General features: G+C 70.2%; 19 protein-coding genes and 1 other RNA gene. 13 read left to right on the top strand and 7 right to left on the bottom strand.

Annotated elements, in window-relative coordinates; all coding sequences use genetic code 11:
* Positions 1-189 precede the first annotated feature (189 nt).
* From D6682_03915 to rnpB, 4 genes are all read left to right on the top strand, one after another.
* Positions 190-837 (top strand): peroxiredoxin, encoded by a 648-nt coding sequence (locus D6682_03915; protein ID RMH51678.1) that lies wholly within the window; start codon positions 190-192, stop codon positions 835-837.
* 75 nt (positions 838-912) lie between these two features.
* Positions 913-1,455 carry an amino acid-binding protein gene (locus tag D6682_03910; GenBank protein ID RMH51677.1) on the top strand — a complete coding sequence of 181 codons (543 nt, stop codon included), beginning with the start codon at positions 913-915 and terminating at the stop codon, positions 1,453-1,455.
* A gap of 20 nt (positions 1,456-1,475) precedes the next feature.
* Complete coding sequence (gene def / locus D6682_03905; protein ID RMH51676.1) at positions 1,476-1,973, top strand: peptide deformylase; 498 nt, start codon at positions 1,476-1,478, stop codon at positions 1,971-1,973.
* 105 nt (positions 1,974-2,078) lie between these two features.
* Positions 2,079-2,456, top strand: an RNA gene (rnpB, locus tag D6682_03900) — RNase P RNA component class A.
* A 26-nt stretch (positions 2,457-2,482) separates the two neighbouring features.
* On the opposite strand, the gene D6682_03895 is transcribed toward rnpB, so the two are convergent.
* The 3 genes from D6682_03895 to D6682_03885 form a co-directional block, all read right to left on the bottom strand.
* Complete coding sequence (locus D6682_03895; GenBank protein RMH51675.1) at positions 2,483-3,169, bottom strand: response regulator; 687 nt, start codon at positions 3,167-3,169, stop codon at positions 2,483-2,485.
* Positions 3,170-3,272: 103 nt separating this feature from the next.
* Positions 3,273-4,409, bottom strand: a complete 1,137-nt coding sequence (locus D6682_03890; GenBank protein ID RMH51674.1) for an aminopeptidase P family protein — start codon at positions 4,407-4,409, stop codon at positions 3,273-3,275.
* A 43-nt stretch (positions 4,410-4,452) separates the two neighbouring features.
* Positions 4,453-5,784 (bottom strand): YihY family inner membrane protein, encoded by a 1,332-nt coding sequence (locus D6682_03885; GenBank protein ID RMH51681.1) that lies wholly within the window; start codon positions 5,782-5,784, stop codon positions 4,453-4,455.
* Positions 5,785-5,885: 101 nt separating this feature from the next.
* Between D6682_03885 and D6682_03880 the strand changes: the two genes are divergently transcribed.
* Entirely contained in the window at positions 5,886-6,467 is a 582-nt protein-coding gene (locus tag D6682_03880; protein ID RMH51673.1) for a chorismate lyase, read from the top strand.
* Here D6682_03880 and yhbY read toward each other — a convergent pair.
* From yhbY to D6682_03860, 4 genes are all read right to left on the bottom strand, one after another.
* Positions 6,386-6,715 carry a ribosome assembly RNA-binding protein YhbY gene (yhbY, locus tag D6682_03875; protein ID RMH51680.1) on the bottom strand — a complete coding sequence of 110 codons (330 nt, stop codon included), beginning with the start codon at positions 6,713-6,715 and terminating at the stop codon, positions 6,386-6,388. The two genes, D6682_03880 and yhbY, sit on opposite strands and share 82 nt — an antisense overlap.
* Entirely contained in the window at positions 6,693-7,223 is a 531-nt protein-coding gene (locus tag D6682_03870) for a DUF721 domain-containing protein (GenBank protein RMH51672.1), read from the bottom strand. Before D6682_03870 ends, yhbY begins: the two co-directional genes overlap by 23 nt.
* Positions 7,220-9,238, bottom strand: coding sequence for a hypothetical protein (locus tag D6682_03865; GenBank protein ID RMH51671.1), 2,019 nt, complete (start codon positions 9,236-9,238; stop codon positions 7,220-7,222). Before D6682_03865 ends, D6682_03870 begins: the two co-directional genes overlap by 4 nt.
* 284 nt (positions 9,239-9,522) lie before the next feature.
* Entirely contained in the window at positions 9,523-10,380 is an 858-nt protein-coding gene (locus D6682_03860) for a M23 family metallopeptidase (GenBank protein ID RMH51670.1), read from the bottom strand.
* On the opposite strand from D6682_03860, the gene D6682_03855 reads away from it, so the two are divergent.
* From D6682_03855 to D6682_03820, 8 genes are all read left to right on the top strand, one after another.
* On the top strand, positions 10,264-11,184 hold the full coding sequence (locus tag D6682_03855; protein ID RMH51679.1) for a pyrimidine 5'-nucleotidase: 921 nt from the start codon (positions 10,264-10,266) through the stop codon (positions 11,182-11,184). The genes D6682_03860 and D6682_03855 overlap by 117 nt on opposite strands.
* Positions 11,181-12,239: a methyltransferase domain-containing protein gene (locus D6682_03850; protein RMH51669.1), complete on the top strand. Its 1,059-nt coding sequence runs from the start codon at positions 11,181-11,183 to the stop codon at positions 12,237-12,239. The genes D6682_03855 and D6682_03850 overlap by 4 nt, the downstream gene beginning before the upstream one ends.
* A gap of 1 nt (position 12,240) precedes the next feature.
* Entirely contained in the window at positions 12,241-13,722 is a 1,482-nt protein-coding gene (locus D6682_03845; protein ID RMH51668.1) for a glycine dehydrogenase subunit 2, read from the top strand.
* 149 nt (positions 13,723-13,871) lie between these two features.
* Complete coding sequence (gene trxA, locus D6682_03840) at positions 13,872-14,201, top strand: thioredoxin TrxA (protein ID RMH51667.1); 330 nt, start codon at positions 13,872-13,874, stop codon at positions 14,199-14,201.
* Positions 14,202-14,379: 178 nt separating this feature from the next.
* Positions 14,380-15,072, top strand: coding sequence for a tRNA (guanosine(46)-N7)-methyltransferase TrmB (gene trmB, locus D6682_03835; GenBank protein RMH51666.1), 693 nt, complete (start codon positions 14,380-14,382; stop codon positions 15,070-15,072).
* Entirely contained in the window at positions 15,069-15,737 is a 669-nt protein-coding gene (locus D6682_03830; protein RMH51665.1) for a DNA-binding response regulator, read from the top strand. Before trmB ends, D6682_03830 begins: the two co-directional genes overlap by 4 nt.
* 49 nt (positions 15,738-15,786) lie before the next feature.
* Positions 15,787-17,853 (top strand): hypothetical protein, encoded by a 2,067-nt coding sequence (locus D6682_03825; protein ID RMH51664.1) that lies wholly within the window; start codon positions 15,787-15,789, stop codon positions 17,851-17,853.
* A 92-nt stretch (positions 17,854-17,945) separates the two neighbouring features.
* Entirely contained in the window at positions 17,946-18,314 is a 369-nt protein-coding gene (locus tag D6682_03820) for a hypothetical protein (GenBank protein RMH51663.1), read from the top strand.
* The last annotated feature ends 31 nt before the right edge of the window (positions 18,315-18,345 follow it).

Below are 18,345 nucleotides of genomic sequence, written 5' to 3'. Positions count from 1 at the left end.
TGCGCGTACACGCAACCGATACCGGGCGGCCGGTGACGGCCGCGGATGGGGGCTTCTCGCGAAGCTGCGAAGCCGCCGCTTGATCAGACCGCAGCACGTCCATCCCTGGACGTGCTGCTCGATGGGAATCGAAGATCGCGGTCTTCGACTCCCTTACCAATCCAACCCAACACAAGGAGGAGCGTAGATATGAGCGTTCTCGTAGGCAAACCTGCACCCGACTTCACCGCCACCGCCGTCATGCCCGACGGCACCATCAATGAGGAGTTCTCGCTCTCCTCCTTCAAGGGCAGGTATGTCGTCCTCTTCTTCTATCCGCTCGACTTCACCTTCGTCTGCCCGACCGAGCTGATCGCCTTCGACCACCGGATCAAGGAGTTCGAGGCACGCAACACCCAGGTGATCGGCGTCTCGATCGACTCCCAGTTCTCCCACATCGCATGGCGCAACACGCCAGTGGAGAAGGGGGGGATCGGCCCGGTCTCCTACCCGCTGGTCGCCGACCTGACCAAGAAGATCGCCGCCGACTACGATGTCCTGATCGGCAACCAGAGCTTCGAGGACGAGGAGGGGTGCCTGCACCATCTGCTCGGCGGTGACGTCGCCCTGCGCGGCTCCTTCCTGATCGATCGCGAGGGGGTGGTGCAGCATCAGGTGGTCAACAACCTGCCGCTGGGGCGCAACATCGACGAGATGCTGCGCATGATCGACGCGCTGCAGTTCCACGAGGAACACGGCGAGGTATGCCCCGCCGGCTGGAACAAGGGAGCCAAGGGGATGACCCCGGACGGTGAGGGGGTGGCCAGCTACCTGGCCAGCGAGGCCGACAAGCTCTAGGCCGGAACCGCCTCCGCCCCGCCCCGACCGCCATGGCCGGAGCGGGGCGTTGGCCCGAAAGGGAGGGCGCAGCCTATGCCCCGACACATGTTGCTCACCATCAGCGGCGCCGACCGGCGGGGGATCGTGCGTGACGTCGCCGGCGCCATGGCCCACCTGGAGATCAACGTCGAGGACTCCTCGATGACCGCGCTGCGCGGCGCCTTCACCATCATGATGATCGTCCGCCTGCCGGAGGGGCTGGGCATTGCCTCGCTCAAGGCGGCGCTGGCCGACCTCGAACAGCGCACCGGGCTGACCGTCCACGCCCGCCCGCTCGACGCGGAGGAGGCCGCCCGGGACGCGCCCGGCCCCGACTGCGTGGTCACGGTCACCGGCGGCGACCGACCCGGCATCGTCCACGCGGTGGCCGAGGCGATCGCCGACGGCAACGGCTCGATCGTCGACCTCTCCACCTCCACCGTCCGGCTCGACGAAGACTCGACGGAGGAGCACTACATCATGGCGCTGGAGGTGGCCTGCGACGACTGCGCTGGGCTCAAACGGCGCCTCGGCCCGGTCGCCGACGCGCTCGGCGTCGACATCGAGGTGATCGCCATGGAAGAGGAGCTGCTCTGAGGCAGGGCGCCGACCGCCGCATCCAGATCCTCACCCTGCCCGACCCCCGGCTGCGACAGCGGGCGCAGCCGCTCGCCCTGAACGATCCCGATATCCCGTTTCTGGTGGAGCAGCTGGATGCCGCCTTGGCGTGCGGCCCCGGCGGGGTGGGGATCGCCGCCCCGCAGCTCGGCCTGCTGCGGCGGGTGGTGCTGGTCGACTGCCGCCGCGCCCGCCATCCCTGCCGCCACCACGGCCGCATGGTGATGATCAACCCGGAGATCATAGAGGCCGGTGACAGCAGGCCGGGGCGGGAGGGGTGCCTGTCGGTGCCCGACTGGGTGGCGACGGTGCAGCGGGCGACCCGCATCCGGGTCTCCTTCCTCGACCACCGCTTCGCCCCGCGGGAGATCGAGGCGACCGGATTCGAGGCGCGGGTGATCCAGCACGAGATCGACCATCTCGACGGCATCCTCTTCATCGACCGCGTCACATCGACCCGCGCGATGGTCCGCCGCATGGCGCACCGGCCGCGGTAGGGCCTGCGCCGAGCGCAGCGACGAACCTCCCCCGCGCCACATCCGATGGCGGCTTGCGCCGACCGCGGGCCACGGCCAGCATCCCCCCGCGAGGCGGACCACGGCGGAGTGGTCCAGGGCGATCGCGGCGGCGATACGCCGTCGAGGAAAGTCCGGGCTGCACAGAGCGAGGATGCCGGGTAACACCCGGTGGGGGCGACCCCGAGGAGAGTGCCACAGAGAGGAGACCGCCGGACCCGGCGCACCCCGCGTCCGGTAAGGGTGAAACGGTGCGGTAAGAGCGCACCGCCCCGCACGGTAACGGGCGGGGGCACGGCAAACCCCATCCGCAGCAAGGCCGAATAGGGAAGCAGATGGCGTTGCTCGCGCCGGCTTCCGGGTTGGCCGCTAGAGCCGGCGGGCAACCGTCGGCCCAGATGAATGATCGCCTCCCGCCGCTGCGGCGGCGGAAGACAGAACCCGGCTTACCGGGCCACTCCGCCCCGCCCTCCTGCGGAAGAGGGAGCCGCTCAGCGCTCCACCGGCGGCTGATCGGTCAGGATGTACCCCTGCCCGCGCAGCGTATGGAGCAGCGGCGGATCGAAGCCCCGATCGATCTTGGCCCGCAGGTGGCTGATGTAGACGTCGATCACGTTGCTCTCGGGATCGAAGTTCATGTCCCACACATGCTCCCCGATCAGGGTGCGGGAGAGCACCTTGCGCGGATTGCGCATCATGTACTCGAGCAGCGCATACTCCTTGGTCGTCAGCCGGATCCCCTTGCCTGCGCGCGTCACCATGCGGCTCATCGGATCGAGCTCGAGATCGGCGATCTTCAGGATCGGGCTGCGCGTCTCCGAGCGGCGGCGCAACAGCGCCCGCACCCGGGCGAGCAGCTCCTCGAAGGCGAACGGCTTGACCAGGTAGTCGTCGGCGCCCGAGTCGAGGCCGCGCACCCGATCCTCCACCGAATCGCGCGCGGTGAGCATCAGCACCGGGGTGGAGACCCCCCGGTCGCGGATCTCGCGACACATCGTCAGCCCGTTCTTCTTGGGCAGCATCAGATCGAGGATGATCAGGTCGTAGTCGTTCACCTCGGCGAGGAAGCCCCCCTCCTCGCCGTCGTGGGCGACATCGACCGCATGCCCCTCCTCGCGCAGCCCCTTCTGCATGAACCGGGCGACGCGCTCCTCGTCCTCGACGACCAGAATCTTCATGATGAAATCGCAACACGTCCGTCCATGGACTCGTTGCCCGACGGCGACGGCAGAACAGAGCCCTCCCGGCCGCGATGCCGGCTTCCGGCGAAGCCGTCACCGATCAGGCGATCTCCAGCCGGCGGGGAAAGCGGGTCAGGTTGCGGCACCCCGTCTCGGTCACCACCACCAGATCCTCGATGCGCACCCCGCCGACCCGCGGATCGTACAACCCCGGCTCGACGGTGACCACTTGGCCGCTGCACAGCAGGTCGTCGCAGTCGGAGATGCGCGGCGCCTCGTGCACCTCCAGCCCGACGCCGTGACCGGTGCCGTGGAAGAAGCCGAAACGCCGCCCGCGCCGCACTCCGGTGGTGAACCCGTGCTGCTCCAGCACCGCCTGCACCCGCCGATGGACCGTCCGCGCCGCCACCCCGTCACCGATCGCCTCCAGCCCGGCGCGCTGGGCGGCGGCCACCGCGCGGTGCATCGCCGCTACCAGCGGCTCCGCCCGCCCCTTGACCACCGTGCGCGTCATGTCGCCCCAGTAGCCGGATGCGGTCAACCGGGGGAAGATGTCGATGATGATCGGACGGTGGGCGTAGAGCAGCCCCCGCCCCTCGTTGTGCGGATCGGCCCCCTGCCGGCCGCAGGCGACGATGGTGTGCGACGGCACCGCCCCGCGGGCGATCAGCCACTGCTCGATCACCCCGCGCAGATCGGCCGCGCGCAGCCGCGCCCGCCCGCGATCGGGATGGCGCAGCACCCCGTCGTCACCGATGGAGCAGGCACCGAGGAAGTCGATCGCCCGCCCCATCGCCCGGGCGGTGAGCCGCTCGGCCCGGGCCAGCTCCCTGATCTCCTCCGGACGCTTGCGCGCCCGCTGGGGGAAAAAGGGGCCGCTGCAGGCCCGCACCGCGATCCCCGCCCGCTGCAACACCCCGACGCAACCGAAGGGAAACTGCGCCGGCACCTCAGCACAGGTGACGCCGTGCGCCTCCAGATAGCAGGCGGCCGCACCCGCCAGGCCGGCGGCGGCGCCGAAGCGCTCCCGCGCCTGCCGGCGCCACTCCGTATCGAGCTCCACCACATCGAGCCGCGAGGTGCGGCGCGCCCGATCGACCTCCAGCGCGGAGAAGAGCCCATGCCACCGCCCCCCGAGCTCCACCGCGATCCACGGATCGGGCACGAAGATCCCGCTGAGGTAGAGCATGTCGGCGTCATGCTCGGAGTCGCCGATCATCAACCGGGCCTGAGTCACCCCGCCCCCTCCGGCGCCGGATCCCCGACACGAGCGCGATCCATCACTCTGCATCCTCCTCCATTTCGTCGGCGAAACGCCCCTCGGCATCCTCCTGAGCGCGCTGCTGCCGGTCGAGCAGCTCCTGCAGCACCAGCGTGCCGAACACCCCCTTCTGCGCACGCGCCAGCCGGAAATAGAGCCCGGCCAGCAGCCGGCCCGGCACCGTCCCGCGCCACGCCTCGGGGATCTCCAGCGGCGCCGGATTGAGGATGCGGTGGAGGGTGAGCAGCCGCAGCGATGCGGCATCCCGCGCCGGGATCCAACCGATCCGCCCGTGGTCGTCGACCTGCTTGAGCAGCCCACGCCGCGCCAGATCGTCGAGCCACTCCTGCAGTAGATGCTCCGGCAGCTCCAACGCCGTGCACAACTGCGCCGTGGTGACGATCTCCCCCTGCCGTGCGGCGCGCGCGGCATGGAGCAGGATCATCCAGCGGTAGAACTGCCGCTCCCCCGGCCGCAAGGACTCCCCCACGCCCCCTACCCTCCGGGGCGGATGCTGCAGGCAGAAGGTCAACTCGGCGCCGAAGAGCACCACCACCCAGACCAAGTAGAGCCAGACGAGGAAGACCGGCAGCGTCCCGAGCGCGCCGTAGAGCACTTCGTAGTGGGCCAGTTCGGTGACATAGAAGGTGAAACCGAACTTGGTCAACTCGAACAGCGCACCGGCGACCAGGCCGCCGACGGCGGCGTGGCGCCAGGGGACGCTGGTGTTGGGCAGCGCCACGTAGAGCGAGGTCATGGCCAAGGAGGAGATCACCCAGGGGAGCAGAAAGGGGATCCGCCCCATCGCCGAGGCGCCGGCGCTGACCCGGTCGAGGATGGGCAGCGCGGCGAAGTAGGAGGTGATGGTGATCGACATGCCGACCAGCATGGGCGAGAGGGTCAGCACCGCCCAGAAAGTGAGGAACTTGGCGATCAACGGCCGGGCGCGGGTGATGCGCCAGATGGCGTTGAAGGATTCCTCCATGGTGTTGATCAGGGCGACGGCGGTGACCAGAAGCCCCGCGATGCCGAAGATCGACAGCGCCGTCGCCTTGCCGGTCACCTCGCTCAGGTAGCGCTCCACCTGCGCCCGGCTGGTCGGCACCAGCGAGTCGAGCAGCAGATGGCTGAGATGGGCCGAGACCTTGTCGAAGGCCGGAAAACTGGTAAAGACCGACACCCCGAGCACCACCAGCGGAACGACTGCCAGCAGGGAGGAATAGGCGAGCGCCGCGGCGTGCTGGAACCCCTGATCGTACCAGAAGCGGCGTGCCGCACGCATGACCAGCCGCAGGGCCAGCAGGGCCGCACGTTGGAGCACCGGCATACCGGCCGCCTCGACCAGATCCATCCGCCCGATCCGACGCAACCGTTCCATCATTGAGGATGGAATCGCAAAACGTCCATCCGTGTTGCTTGACCACCACCGGCGGCAGACGTCATGATGGCGCAATGTTCTTCGGCGACATGGAGGCCCAACAGTGGATCCCGGTGCGCGACTGGCACCCCTCCGGGATACCCGCGGCGATCAGGGCGGTGCTGGGCGCCACCGGCTCGCTCACCCGTTTCATCGAACGCCACTACGGCCTCACCCTCACCGTCCACCTCTTCGACCAGTTCCTCGACACCCCCTCGCCCGAGGAGGCGCGCCTGCTCGACTGCGCCGGGCAATCGCCGGTGCTGCGTCGCCAGGTGGCGTTGCGCAACGGCGCCAGAACGATGTTCGACGCCGAGTCGGTCCTGCCGCTGGAGGGCGTCTCCAGCGAGCTGATGGCCCGGCTCGAACAGGGCAGGCTGCCGCTGGGCAACCTGCTGATCGACCGCGGCGCCTCGCTGGCCCGCTCGGATCTCAGCATCGCCCGCTTCGCCACCCGGGACGGCACCCGCCGCTGGGCCAGGCGCTCGATCATCAAATCGGGCAGCGGCACCCGCGCGCTGGTCGTCGAGTGCTTCTACGATCTCTTCTGGCGGCGCATCGGCTGCCCGCCCTGCGCCCCGGAGGAGGAAGGGTCCGGCTCCTCCTCCGGGCGGTAGAGGATCGCCACCTTGCCGATGGTGTGCACCAGCTCGGCGCCGACCGCCCCGGCCAGCCGGCGGGCCGTCTCCCGCCGCGCCGCCCGGTCGCCGTGGTGGATGTGGACCTTGATCAGATGGTGGCAGGCCAACGCGCGGTCGCTCTCCGCCACCACGCCGTCGCACAACCCCTGTTGGCCGACGCGCACCACCGGCTTGAGGTGGTGCGCCCGCGCCTTGAGCACCTTACGCGTTTTTCCGTCCAGCATCTGCACTCCTTTGCCATAGCAGCTGACGCAGCCGGGCACGGATCATGGCGTGCCGCAGCCTGCGATCGGCCACCGCCCGCATCTCGCGCGCCGCCTCGCGGCAGAGGGCATAATCCGGCGCCGGGATTTGCGCTGCCCTCTCCCCGCCCGGGCGGAGCGGGTACCCCTCCACGTTCGGGTCGACCCGACAGCGGATCCTGGCGATGCGCCGCAGGCCGCAACAGCGGTAGCAGGCCGCCCGCAGATCGTCGCGCATCAGACGGATCTGCTGCGCCAGATAGGGGTGATCGACCACGATCCAGAGGCAGCAGGCGCCGTCGGGCAGCAGCTCCAGCGACTGCGGGCGGCTGCGCTCGGCCACCATCGGCCCGACGATCTCCGGCCACCGCTGCACCAGCCGCGCCTCCGCCCGCAACAGGCCGATCCGCTCCGCCCCGAGCAACCCGGCGAACTGGCCGGCCAGCGGTTCGGGGCAGCTCCTCCGGCCCGACCCCGACCGGCGGCTCACCGCACCCCCGCCGCGACCGGCCGCAGGGCGCCGTCGCGCACGGCCAGCAAGGCGAACTGCTTGTGCCCCACCCCCCGGCGATCGAAGACCACCCGGCCCGTGGCCAGCGGGAAACCGCCCGGATCGCGCAACGCGCGCAGCAGCGCGAAGCCCTCCAGCCCCCAACTGCTGGTCAGGGTGGCCGCCACCCGCAGCGAATCGAAGGCGACATCGGCCAGCACGGTACGCGCCCCCTCCCCCCACAGCTCGCGGTAGCGGAGATCGAGGGGGGTATCCTCCGCCCCGGGCAACCGGTCGGGCACCTCGGCGATGCGCGCCGACTCCAGATCGCGGCCGTGGTCGTCGAGCAGATGGCCGTCGCGCCAGCGGCTGTCGCCGAGCAGCGGCACCCGGTTGAGCCCGACATAGGCGAGCTGGCCGGCCAGCTGCACCACCGTGCGGCCGGGAAGCGGCAGATAGATCGCCGCCAGCCGGGGCGGGAGCACCGGCCGCAGATCCTGCTCGGCGATGAAGAGCGCCAGCTCCTCGTCGAGCGCATCGAGCAGCATCCCGTCGTCGCTCTCCCGCCGCAGCGCCATCAACTGGCGCCGCACATCCACCCCCCCTTGGATGGTCAGTCGGTGGACCACCACCCCCGCCTGCCGCAGCCGCCGGGAGAAGAGCTCCGCCGAGGCGGCGGAGGCGCGCTCCGGCCCCTCGATCACCGCCACCTGCGGTGCCGCTCCGTCGGAGAAGGGCTTCGGCCGAACTGCTCCTCCAGCCAGCCGCCACCGCCACCGTTCGGCCCAGAAGGCGGCCTGAGCCAGCGGCCCCACCGAATGGACGAAGAGCGGGGGCGCCAGCGCCGCCGTCTCGATCCGGTTGGTCAGCGCGATCACCGGCACGTCGGGGCGCATCCCCGCCACCGCCAGCGCTTCGACGTCGTCGCCGGCCAGCGGCCCGATCACCGCCACACAGCCGCCGTCGAGCAATCGCCGGTAACCGGCGCGCGTCCCCTCCGGGGTGCTCTGCGAGTCCTCCACCTGCAGCGAAATACGCTCCCCGTAGCGCAACTGCGCCACCGACATGCGGATGCCGCGCAGCGCCTGCCGGCCGAACCCGGCATACCGGCCGGAGAGCGGCAGCAGCACGCCGATGCGTACCGGTCGGCTGGTGCCGCTGCGCCAGCGGCGGATCATCCGCAGCGCCGGCCCGGGGGGGAGATCCCGGGCCGCCCAGTCGGCGATGCGATCGAGCAGGTCATGGTCGCCACGCATCAAGGCCAGCCGGGCCAGCTCGAGGTAGTAGGGAGCAAAGCGCGCGTCACGGAGCATTCCGCTGTCATGTAGGCGGGCCACCCGCTCGGGATCGCTGCGCAGCGCGGCCGCCTGCGCCACCTCGCGGCGCAACGCATCGTCGTCCAGCGCCGGCAGCCGGGCGAGCAGCCAGTCTACGGCGGCTCCGTCCGCCTGCCGCCGCAACAAGGGGAAGGCGGCCTGCAGCGCCTGCCGGCGCAGCTCCGGATCGGCACCCGGCGCATCCACGGCCAGCGCCAGCCGGGAGAGCGCCGCCTCGATCGCACCGCGCCGCGCCTGCCAGCCGGCCAGCCAGAAGTGCAGATGCGGCACCAAGGCATGGTCGGGCTGCGCCGCCAGCAGCGCGCGCGCCGCCGCACCGGCGTAGGGATCGTCCTGCTCCAGTCGAAGCTGCACCGCCCGGAAGCGGGCCTCCCCGGCCAGCGGCGGGGGGGCGGTACGGGCGATCCGGCCGAGCTGCTCCAGCGCGCCGTAGGGGTCGAGGTCGCCGGCGCGCACCTCGCGCAGCAGCCGGACGATCTCCGCATCCTCCCGTGGCGGCGCGACCGGGCGCATGGGCGCCTCCTCCCGTGCCGCCGGTGGGGCCGGTGCGGACGGTGCCGCGGCCGGAGGAGGCACGACGGGGGGGGGCACCTCATGCCTGGCGCAGCCCGAGGCCAGAAGCAGTACGAAGAGGCCGACCGCCGCCCACGGCCGCCGGCTTCCCGCGCAATCAGCCATGATGGTTTCGGCGCAAACCCGGAGGTTGCAGACGCAACCGACGGATTTGTAAGGGGATCGAAGAGCACGCTCCTCGATCCCCGTCAAGCAAAAGGTCCACGGACGGACGTTTTGCGCCTCGTTCAGCCATGACGACTTCGCAAGAAGTCGGCATCCGCGACCAGGATGGTCGCGCAAAACCGGAGGTTGCAGACGCAACCGAAGGTTTTGTAAGGCAATCGAAGACCGCGCTCTTCGATTGCCGCCCAAGCAAAAAGTCCATGGAGGGACTTTTTGCGGTGTGATCAGCCATGATGGCGAGGAAGGAAACGGACAGGGTCGACGACCATGCCGTGGTAATGGACCTCGTAGTGGAGATGGGGCCCGGTGGAGCGGCCGCTCGAACCAATGTGGCCGATGCAGTCGCCGGCGGCCACCTCATCGCCGACCCGCACGGTGGTATCGCGCAGATGGGCGTAGCGGGTGCGGTAGCCGTAGCCGTGGTCGATCAACACCGTGCGGCCGAAGTCGGGCGAGAAGCCGGCGAAGAGCACCATGCCCGAGGCGGTCGCCAGCACATCGGCCCCCTGCCGGTTGGCGATATCGACGCCACGGTGCATCGCCATGCGTCCGGTGAAGGGGTCGCTGCGCCGGCCGAAGCGGGAGCTGATCCACCCGCCCGGCGCGGGCCAGAGATGGGGCCGCGCATCCTCCTCGTCGTGGTGCAGCATCAGGTAGAAACCGACGGCGTCGAGGCCGGCCTGGAGCCGGTCGCTCGCATCGAGCAGCGCATCCAGCCGCGGGTCGACGTCCACCTCCCCGGGGACCAGGCCGCGCACCGGCCGCCCGCCTCCGACCGCCGGCGGCCGGTCGAAGTCGAACAGCGCCGTATCCAGCCCGGCGCGCGCCACCAGCCGCCGGCCGAGGGCGTCGAGCCGGGTCAGACGCGCATCGAGCATGCCGAGACGACCGATCAACCGATCGATCTCCTCGCGTTGCCGCAGGCGGATCCGCTGCAGTGCGGCGAGATCGCGCCGGTAGTCGGCCTGCAGGCGCGCCAGCCGCAACCGGTCGACGCGGGCCGCCTGCTCCCGTGCCGTTTTCTGCGCCAGGCCGTACCATACGCCGCCCATCCCCAGCAGCAACGCCGCCAGAAGCCACATCGACCGGAGCAGACCGCTACGGCGGATCCGCCGCCGGAGCCAAGAGAGAGACTTCTCCATCGGAGGGCGAAAGTTACCCATTTGCCAACAAAAATCACGCCGCGACTCCTGGTGGTCGATCTCGACAACACCCTCTACCACGCCGAGGCCGGCCTCTTCGCCCGGATGGATGCCAACATCAACCGCTTCATCCGCGACCGTCTGGGGGTGCCGTGGGAGACGGCCGACGCCATGCGGCTGCGCTACTGGCGGCGGTACGGCACCACCCTCACCGGGCTGATGCGCCACCACGCCGTCGAGCCCGAGCCGTTCCTGCACGCCGCTCACGACCTGGAGCTCGACGACGTCGTCGAGGCCGCCCCCGAGCTGGAGGCGGCCCTCGCCCGGCTGCCGATGCGCAAGGTGATCCACAGCAACGCCACGCGCGAGCACGTCGAGCGGATCCTCGAACGGTTGGGGGTCCGCCGCCACTTCCAGGCGATCTACGACATCCGCTTCCACCGCTACCGGCCCAAGCCGTGCCGGGAGACCCTGGCGCTGCTGCTGCAGCGGGAGGGGTGCCCGCCGCCGGCGGCGCTGGTGATCGACGACAGCGCCGATAACCTTCTCGCGGCCCGCGCCATCGGCTGCGCCACCGGCTGGATCACCCGAGCGCGGCGCCACGGCGGCTTCGACCTGCAGGCGGCGGAGATCACCACCCTGCTGCGGGCCATCCCGGTGCAAGAAACAGGCCTCTGGCGCGACCAATCCCCCGTCCGGCCGCCAGGCCGGACCGAAACCGCACAGGGAGAGTACACCCCATGAGACAGAGTGTACTGGACCGCTACTCCGGCGGCGCGAAGGCGCGCGAGGAGGCCCTCTGCTGCCCGGTGGAGTACGACCGCCGCCTGCTGGAGCCGCTGCCGCAGGAGATCATCGAGCGCGACTACGGCTGCGGCGATCCGTCGCGCTATGTGCGCCCCGGCGATGTGGTGCTCGACCTCGGCTCGGGCGGAGGGAAGATCTGCTACATGGCCGCGCAACTGGTCGGCGAGGAGGGTGCGGTCATCGGCGTCGACATGAACGACGACATGCTGGCGCTGGCCCGCAAGTACCAGCGGGAGATGGCCGAGAAGCTGGGCGGCGACCGCGTCCGCTTCCTCAAGGGGCTGATCCAGGATCTGGCGCTCGATCTCGCCGCCACCGACCGCTGGCTGGCCGAACATCCCATCACCAGCCACCGCGGGCTGGCCGCGCTGCACGCCTTCCAGCGGGAGCAGCGCGCCACCGCCCCCCTGATCGCCGACGGCACCATCGACCTGGTCATCTCCAACTGCGTGCTCAACCTGGTCGACCACCACGAGAAACCGCGGCTCTTCCGCGAGATCTTCCGCGTGCTGCGGCCCGGCGGGCGGGTGGCGATCTCCGACATCGTCGCCGACCGGCCGGTGCCGCAGGCGCTGATGGAGGATCCCGAGCTGTGGAGCGGCTGCATCTCCGGCGCCATGGAGGAGCAGGCCTTCCTCGACGCCTTCAGCGCGGCCGGGCTGTGCGGCGTGCGCATCGACAAGCGCGAGCCCACCCCGTGGCGGGAGGTCGAGGGGATCGCCTTCCGCGCGATCACCGTCACCGCCGAGAAACCGTCCGCGGCCGCGACGGAGGAACAGATGCGCCGAGTGATCTACCGCGGCCCCTTCGCCCGGGTCACCGACGAACGCGGCGGCTGCTTCGTCCGCGGGGCGGCGACCCCCGTCGACGCCGCCGGCTGGGCGCTGCTGCAGAGCGCCCCCTACCGCGACCACTTCCTCCCGGCCGACCCGACGGAGGAGGAGGCGGAGGCCCCATCCTCGGGCTGCCGCCCCGGCGGCGGGTGTTGCTGAAATGGGTGGAGAAACGAGCGCCCTGCTGCACGAAGAGCCGCTCATCTTCGAGCAGCAGCACGACGCGCCCGAGTTCAGCCTGCCGGGCATCGATGCCGACGCGCCGCCGGAGGCGCTCGCCCCCTTCCTGCGCGCCCGGCCTGCGGCGATCCCCCACCTCTCCGAGCCGGAGGCGGTGCGCCACTTCGTCCGCCTGTCGCAGTGGAACCACCACATCGAGAGCGGCTTCTACCCGCTCGGCTCCTGCACCATGAAGTACAACCCGCGGCTGCACGAGGAGCTGGTCCGCCTGCCCGGACTGGCCGAGCTCCATCCCGATCAGCCGGAGGAGACGGTGCAGGGAATGCTCGCCCTGCTCTACGAGCTGCAGCAGTGGCTGGGCGAGATCAGCGGCCTGCCCCATGTGACGCTGCAGCCGGCCGCCGGCGCCCACGGCGAGCTGACCGGCATGATGATGATCCGCGCCTTCCACGACGCCCGTGGGGCCGACCAGCGACGCAAGGTGTTGATCCCCGACTCGGCCCACGGCACCAACCCGGCCAGTGCCGCGCTGTGCGGCTTCACCCCGGTGGAGATCCCCTCGGGGAAGGACGGCCGCATCGACCTCGATGTGCTGCGCGCCCACCTCGGCGACGATGTGGCGGCGCTGATGCTGACCAACCCCAACACCAGCGGCATGTTCGAGCAACAGATCGGCGAGATCACCGCGCTGGTGCACGAGGCCGGCGGGCTGGTCTACGGCGACGGCGCCAACCTCAACGCCATGGTCGGCATCGCCCGCCCCGGCGACATGGGCATCGACTGCCTGCACATCAATGTACACAAGACCTTCGCCACACCGCACGGCGGCGGCGGGCCGGGGGCGGGGCCGGTGGCGGTCACCCCCGAGCTGGCCCCCTTCCTGCCCGAGCCGCACATCACCCGGGAGGAGGACGGCCGCTTCCGGCTGCAGAGGCCGGCGCAGTCGATCGGCCCGGTGCTCGGCGCCATCGGCCACTCCGGTGTGTTGCTGCGCGCCGCCGCCTACATCGCCGCCTTCGGCCGCGACCACCTGCACCGCATCGCCGAAGATGCCGTGCTCAACGCCAACTATGTCCGCGTACGGCTCCAGGAAGCCTACCACCTCCCCTTCCCCGGCATCTGCAAGCACGAATGCCTGCTGACCGATGCCTGGCAGAACCGCCACGGCGTCAAGACCCTGGACATCGCCAAGGCACTGATCGACCGCGGCTTCCACCCGATGACGGTCTACTTCCCGCTCATCGTCCACGGCGCCATGCTGATCGAGCCGACGGAGAGCGAAGCCAAAGCCACCCTCGACGCCTTCTGCGACGCCATGCTCGATCTGGCGCGTCAGGCCGAGGAGGGGGCGGCAGCAGAGATGCAGCAGGCGCCACGGCGCACCCCGCGCCGCCGCCTGGACGAAACCCGCGCCGCCCGCCGGCCGCAGCTGGTCTGGCCGGAGGAGCAGGCAACCCCTTAGCCGCGGACCGCCGCCCCGGCTCCGTCCGCGGCGGCAGACGGCGGCCCCTGCACGGCCGCCGTTCTTGACATCACCACAGCAAAGGCCAATCTATGCAACGGTTTCTTCAAACCGTACCGTCGAGACCAGCAAGGGGGATCAAAACAATCATGGCATCCGACAACATCATCGAGGTAAGCGACGACACCTTCGAGCAGAGCGTGCTCGGCCACTCCGGGCCGGTTCTGGTCGACTTCTGGGCGCCGTGGTGCGGCCCGTGCAGGCAGATCGCGCCGATCCTCGACGAGATCGCCGACGAGATGGCCGGCAAGATCACCGTCGCCAAGATCAACATCGACGACAACCCCAACACGCCGGGCAGATACGGCGTGCGCGGCATCCCGACCCTGATGATCTTCGAGGGGGGGAAGGTACAGGGGACCAAGGTCGGTGCGGTCAACAAGGCCCGGCTGCGCGAGTTCATCAACGAGCATCTTTGATCGAATCGCAAAAAGCCCGTTCGTGGGCTTTTTGCGCGGTGGAGATCGAAGAGCGCGGTCTTCGATCTCCTTACAAATCCGTCGGTTGCATGCGCAACCTCCGGATTTGCGCGGCCGTCCATAGCCGCGGATCCCGGCCTCCTGCGACCCGCATCATGATCTGAACGGCGGCGGCACCATGCGACTGCAACGCGACTTCCGCGACGCCCACCTGCAGCGCGAGCTGCGCACCTATGGGCGCAAGAACGGCTTCGTCACCAAGGGGCAGCAGGCGCGCATGGCGCGCTGGCTGCCGCACATCGGCCTGCCCAGGGAGGAGCGCCTCGCCACCGACGGCGCCCCGTGGGTGATGGAGATCGGCTTCGGCAACGGCGACTTCCTCGTCCACATGGCCCGGGAGCACCCCGACTGGCGGCTGCTCGGCGTGGAGATCTACCTCCCCGGCGTGGCCAAGGCGATCGCCCGGCTGGAGGATGCCGGGGTGATCGAGCGCTGCCGCATCTCGCAGCTGCCGGCGCAGTTCGTACTCGAACACCAGCTGGCCGAGGCCGCGCTGCACGGCATCGTCATCAACCACCCCGACCCGTGGCCCAAGAAGCGCCACCACAAGCGGCGGCTGATCCAGCCGGAGTTCGCCCGGCTGCTGGCCAGCCGCCTCGCCCCGGGCGGCTTTCTCCAGCTGGCCACCGACAAGCCCGACCTGGCCGAATGGATGCGTGACATCCTCGACCGCACCGAAGGGCTGCACAATCAGGGCGGCCCCGACGGCTTCGTACCGCGCGACGCCGACCGCCCGTGGACCAAGTTCGAGCGGCGCGGCGCGCGTGCGGGGCGGGCCAGCCTCTTCCTCGAATACCGGAGGGTCGCATGACCCGACCGCCGCGCGACCACACCGTCCTGATCGTCGAGGACGACCCGGTGGTGCGCAAGTTCCTCCACCTGGCCGTCGACCAGACGCCGCAGCTGCAGGTGACCGCCTCGGTCGCCGGCTGCGCCGAGGCGATGGATGCGCTGCGGAGACGGCCGGCGGAGGTGCTGCTGGTCGATCTCTCGCTGCCCGACGGCGACGGCATCGACCTGATCCGCGCCGCCCGCGCCCTCGACCCGCCGGCCGAGTGCATGGTGGTGACCATGCATGCCGACCACCACCATCTGGTGCGGGCGATCCGCGCCGGCGCCACCGGCTACCTGCTCAAGGACGCCCTGCCCGACAACATCGGACTGAGCATCATCGAACTGCTCGCCGGCGGCTCGCCGATCAGCCCCTCCATCGCCCGGCGGTTGCTGGAGGAGCTGCAGCAGGAGCAGCAAGAGGCGGGCGGCGGCGACGAGGATACGGTCGAGCTGAGTCCGCGCGAACTGGAGGTGCTGCAGCTGATGGCCGAGGGGCACCTGCGCAAGCAGATCGCCGAGCGGCTCGGGGTGAGCCCGCACACCATCAACAGCCATATCCGCCGCATCTACCGCAAGCTGGAGGTGCGCAACAACGCCGCCGCGGTCGGCAAGGCGCGCCGGCTGGAACTCATTCCGGACTAGCCGGGGGCAACGACCCATCGCCCCGACAACCGCATCGCATCCCCAGCCGATGCCGCCCCTCCCCCGCGCGTTGCCCTGCCTCCTGTTCTGCGCGCTGGCCTGGCCCATGGCGGTCGGAGCCAACCCGCCCTCCTTCGCCGACCAGCGGCTGCTGCTGCAACCGCTCGATCGGCTGATCAACCTGCCGGTGCGCTCCGCGCTCAAGCGCGATCAGCGCTATTTCGATGTCGCCTCGGCGATCTATGTCATCACCGCCGAGGAGATCCGCCACGCCGGGGCCCGCTCCATCCCCGAGGCGCTCCGGCTGGCGCCGGGGGTGGAGGTGCAGCAGATCAACGCCAACCAGTACGCCATCAGCATCCGCGGCCACAACACCATGTTCGCCAAGAAGCTGCTGGTGCTGATGGACGGCCGACCGCTCTACTCGCCCACCTTCTCCGGCACCTGGTGGCTGGTCCAGCACTATCCGATGGCCGACATCGAGCGCATCGAGGTGCTGCGCGGCCCCTCCGGCGCGGTGTGGGGCTCCAACGCCGCCAACGGCATCATCAACATCATCACCAGATCGGCGCACGACACCCAGGGCGCCCGCGTCACCGGCGGCTTCGGCAACGAGGAGCGCGGCTTCGCCACCCTGCGTTACGGCGGCGCCACCGCCCACAGCGACTGGCGCATCTACCTGATGCGGGAGAATCGCGACGGCGGTGCCATCGACAAGCAGAAACCGATCAGCGACACCATCTTCGCGCTCAACAACCCAACCGACACCGCCCGCTTCGGCAGCCGGGCGCCCGATTCGCGCCAGCTGCTGCAGGGGGGCCTGCGCATCGACGCCGACGCCGGCGCGCGCGACCACTTCACCCTGCACGGCGACCGCTACCGGGTCGATGCCGGCTCCTTCTTCTATGAAGCGGTTCCGGGCGCCCCCCCGCGCAACAACCTGCACCGCAACCACTACCGCGGCGACAACCTGATGCTCGACTGGAACCACCGGTTGGGCGCGGATGGCAAGGATCGCGTCGCCCTGCGCCTCTTTCGCGACCTGACCGAGATGCAGACCCGCTTCTTCGGCGAACGGCGCACCACCTTTGATGGGGAGCTGCAGATCGACACCACCCTGCTGCCACGCACCCTGCTCTCGCTCGGCTACAGCCACCGCAACAGCCGTTCGCGGGTGACCGACTCCGACATCTTCCACCTGCCCGATGCCACCACCCGCATCGACTCCTGGTTCCTCAACGGAGAGATCACCCTGCTGCCACGGCGCTGGCGTCTGATCCTCGGCCTCAAGAACGAGCGCAACCAGTACTCCGGCTGGGAGCTGCAGCCGCACATCCGCACCATCTGGCAGGCGGCGCGCTGGTCGCTGTGGGGCGCCTGGTCGAAGGGGGTGCGCATCCCCAACCGGATCGAGAACGGCATGCGCTTCGATGTCAACAGTGGCCCGGGCTACACCGTGCGGGCCATCGGCGACGGCCGCACCCGGTCGGAGCAGGTCTTCGCCTGGGAGGCGGGGGTGCGCCTCCACCCCGATGACCGCACCCTGCTGCAGGCCACCGCCTTCTGGATGCGCTACCCCAACCTGAGCGACACCGTCACCGACCGTGTCAGCGCCTGGCTCGACCCCGCCGGCTACCAGGTGATCCCGGTCTACCTCGGCAACTACCTGCGCGCCCGCAGCCATGGCATCGAGGCCGACTTCCAATGGCAGGCAAGCGACCGGCTCACCCTCGAGGGGAGCTACAGCTATCTGCACCAGAACGTCACCCCCACCGCCGGCGGCAGCGCCTTTGCCGCCGCCACCTACGCCCAGCAGTCACCCGAGGGGCGCTACCATCTGGCCGCCCGGCTGCGGCCGACCGAGACGACCGCGCTCGATCTCGACCTCTACCACTGGGGCCGCTTCCGCCAAAACCTCTCCACCGGGCAGTACAAGGTTCCCGCCCACAGCCGCATCGACGGACGCATCGCCTGGCAGGCGACCCCGCAACTCTCCGTCGAGCTGATCGGCCACAACCTGCTCCACCGGCGCCACATCGAGAACCAGTCGGAGCTTTTGGAGTACGCCTCGCTGGTCGAGCGCAGCCTCTTCGCCCGCATCACCTGGGAGGAGTAGGGACGCCCCGTGGATGGATGGAGTTCACCGCCCCGCCTTGTAGCCGGAATTGGCGACTTCACCGCCCCTCCCCCGCCCCTAGCCTTCGCCGCATGGAGCGGAAGCAGAAGCAGACACCCAGCTTCGATCTGGAGCGGATGGCCCGACTGATGGGGGGCAACCCCGCGCTGGTCCACGAGGTGCTGCACACCTTCCTCATCCACCACCGCACCACCGGCAGGCAGATCCGGCTCTGGTGCGAACAGGGGGAGCTCGCCGCCGCCGAACGGCTGGCCGGGCGCATGGAGGCGATCGCCGGCACCCTGGCCGCCGAGCCGATGGCCCATGCCGCCCACGAGCTGCAGCGGATGTTGCGGCAGAAGCGCCGCGAATCGATCGAAGGGGCGCTGCGCACCTTCTGCCGCGCCCTCGACACCCTGTTGCACGACATCCAGGCCGAACTGGCGGGCGCCCGGGCATAGGGAGGGCCACGACGGCGCCCCCGCCGAGGCC

It is taken from the genome of Zetaproteobacteria bacterium, from assembly GCA_003696765.1.
In the GTDB taxonomy this organism is placed as follows: Bacteria; Pseudomonadota; Zetaproteobacteria; order Mariprofundales; family J009; genus RFFX01.
This window is presented reverse-complemented; position numbering and strand designations above follow the sequence as displayed.

Bases quoted from the DNA above. Each gene is read 5' to 3' on its own strand.
- D6682_03825 (RMH51664.1), top strand. From the start codon at position 15,787: ATGCCGCCCCTCCCCCGCGCGTTGCCCTGCCTCCTGTTCTGCGCGCTG.
- D6682_03850 (RMH51669.1), top strand. From the start codon at position 11,181: ATGAGACAGAGTGTACTGGACCGCTACTCCGGCGGCGCGAAGGCGCGC.
- D6682_03895 (RMH51675.1), bottom strand. From the start codon at position 3,169: ATGAAGATTCTGGTCGTCGAGGACGAGGAGCGCGTCGCCCGGTTCATG.
- D6682_03885 (RMH51681.1), bottom strand. From the start codon at position 5,784: ATGGATCTGGTCGAGGCGGCCGGTATGCCGGTGCTCCAACGTGCGGCC.
- D6682_03865 (RMH51671.1), bottom strand. From the start codon at position 9,238: ATGGCTGATTGCGCGGGAAGCCGGCGGCCGTGGGCGGCGGTCGGCCTC.
- D6682_03915 (RMH51678.1), top strand. From the start codon at position 190: ATGAGCGTTCTCGTAGGCAAACCTGCACCCGACTTCACCGCCACCGCC.
- trmB (RMH51666.1), top strand. From the start codon at position 14,380: ATGCGACTGCAACGCGACTTCCGCGACGCCCACCTGCAGCGCGAGCTG.
- D6682_03860 (RMH51670.1), bottom strand. From the start codon at position 10,380: ATGTGGCTTCTGGCGGCGTTGCTGCTGGGGATGGGCGGCGTATGGTAC.
- yhbY (RMH51680.1), bottom strand. From the start codon at position 6,715: ATGCTGGACGGAAAAACGCGTAAGGTGCTCAAGGCGCGGGCGCACCAC.
- D6682_03845 (RMH51668.1), top strand. From the start codon at position 12,241: ATGGGTGGAGAAACGAGCGCCCTGCTGCACGAAGAGCCGCTCATCTTC.
- D6682_03910 (RMH51677.1), top strand. From the start codon at position 913: ATGCCCCGACACATGTTGCTCACCATCAGCGGCGCCGACCGGCGGGGG.
- D6682_03880 (RMH51673.1), top strand. From the start codon at position 5,886: ATGTTCTTCGGCGACATGGAGGCCCAACAGTGGATCCCGGTGCGCGAC.
- trxA (RMH51667.1), top strand. From the start codon at position 13,872: ATGGCATCCGACAACATCATCGAGGTAAGCGACGACACCTTCGAGCAG.
- D6682_03830 (RMH51665.1), top strand. From the start codon at position 15,069: ATGACCCGACCGCCGCGCGACCACACCGTCCTGATCGTCGAGGACGAC.
- D6682_03820 (RMH51663.1), top strand. From the start codon at position 17,946: ATGGAGCGGAAGCAGAAGCAGACACCCAGCTTCGATCTGGAGCGGATG.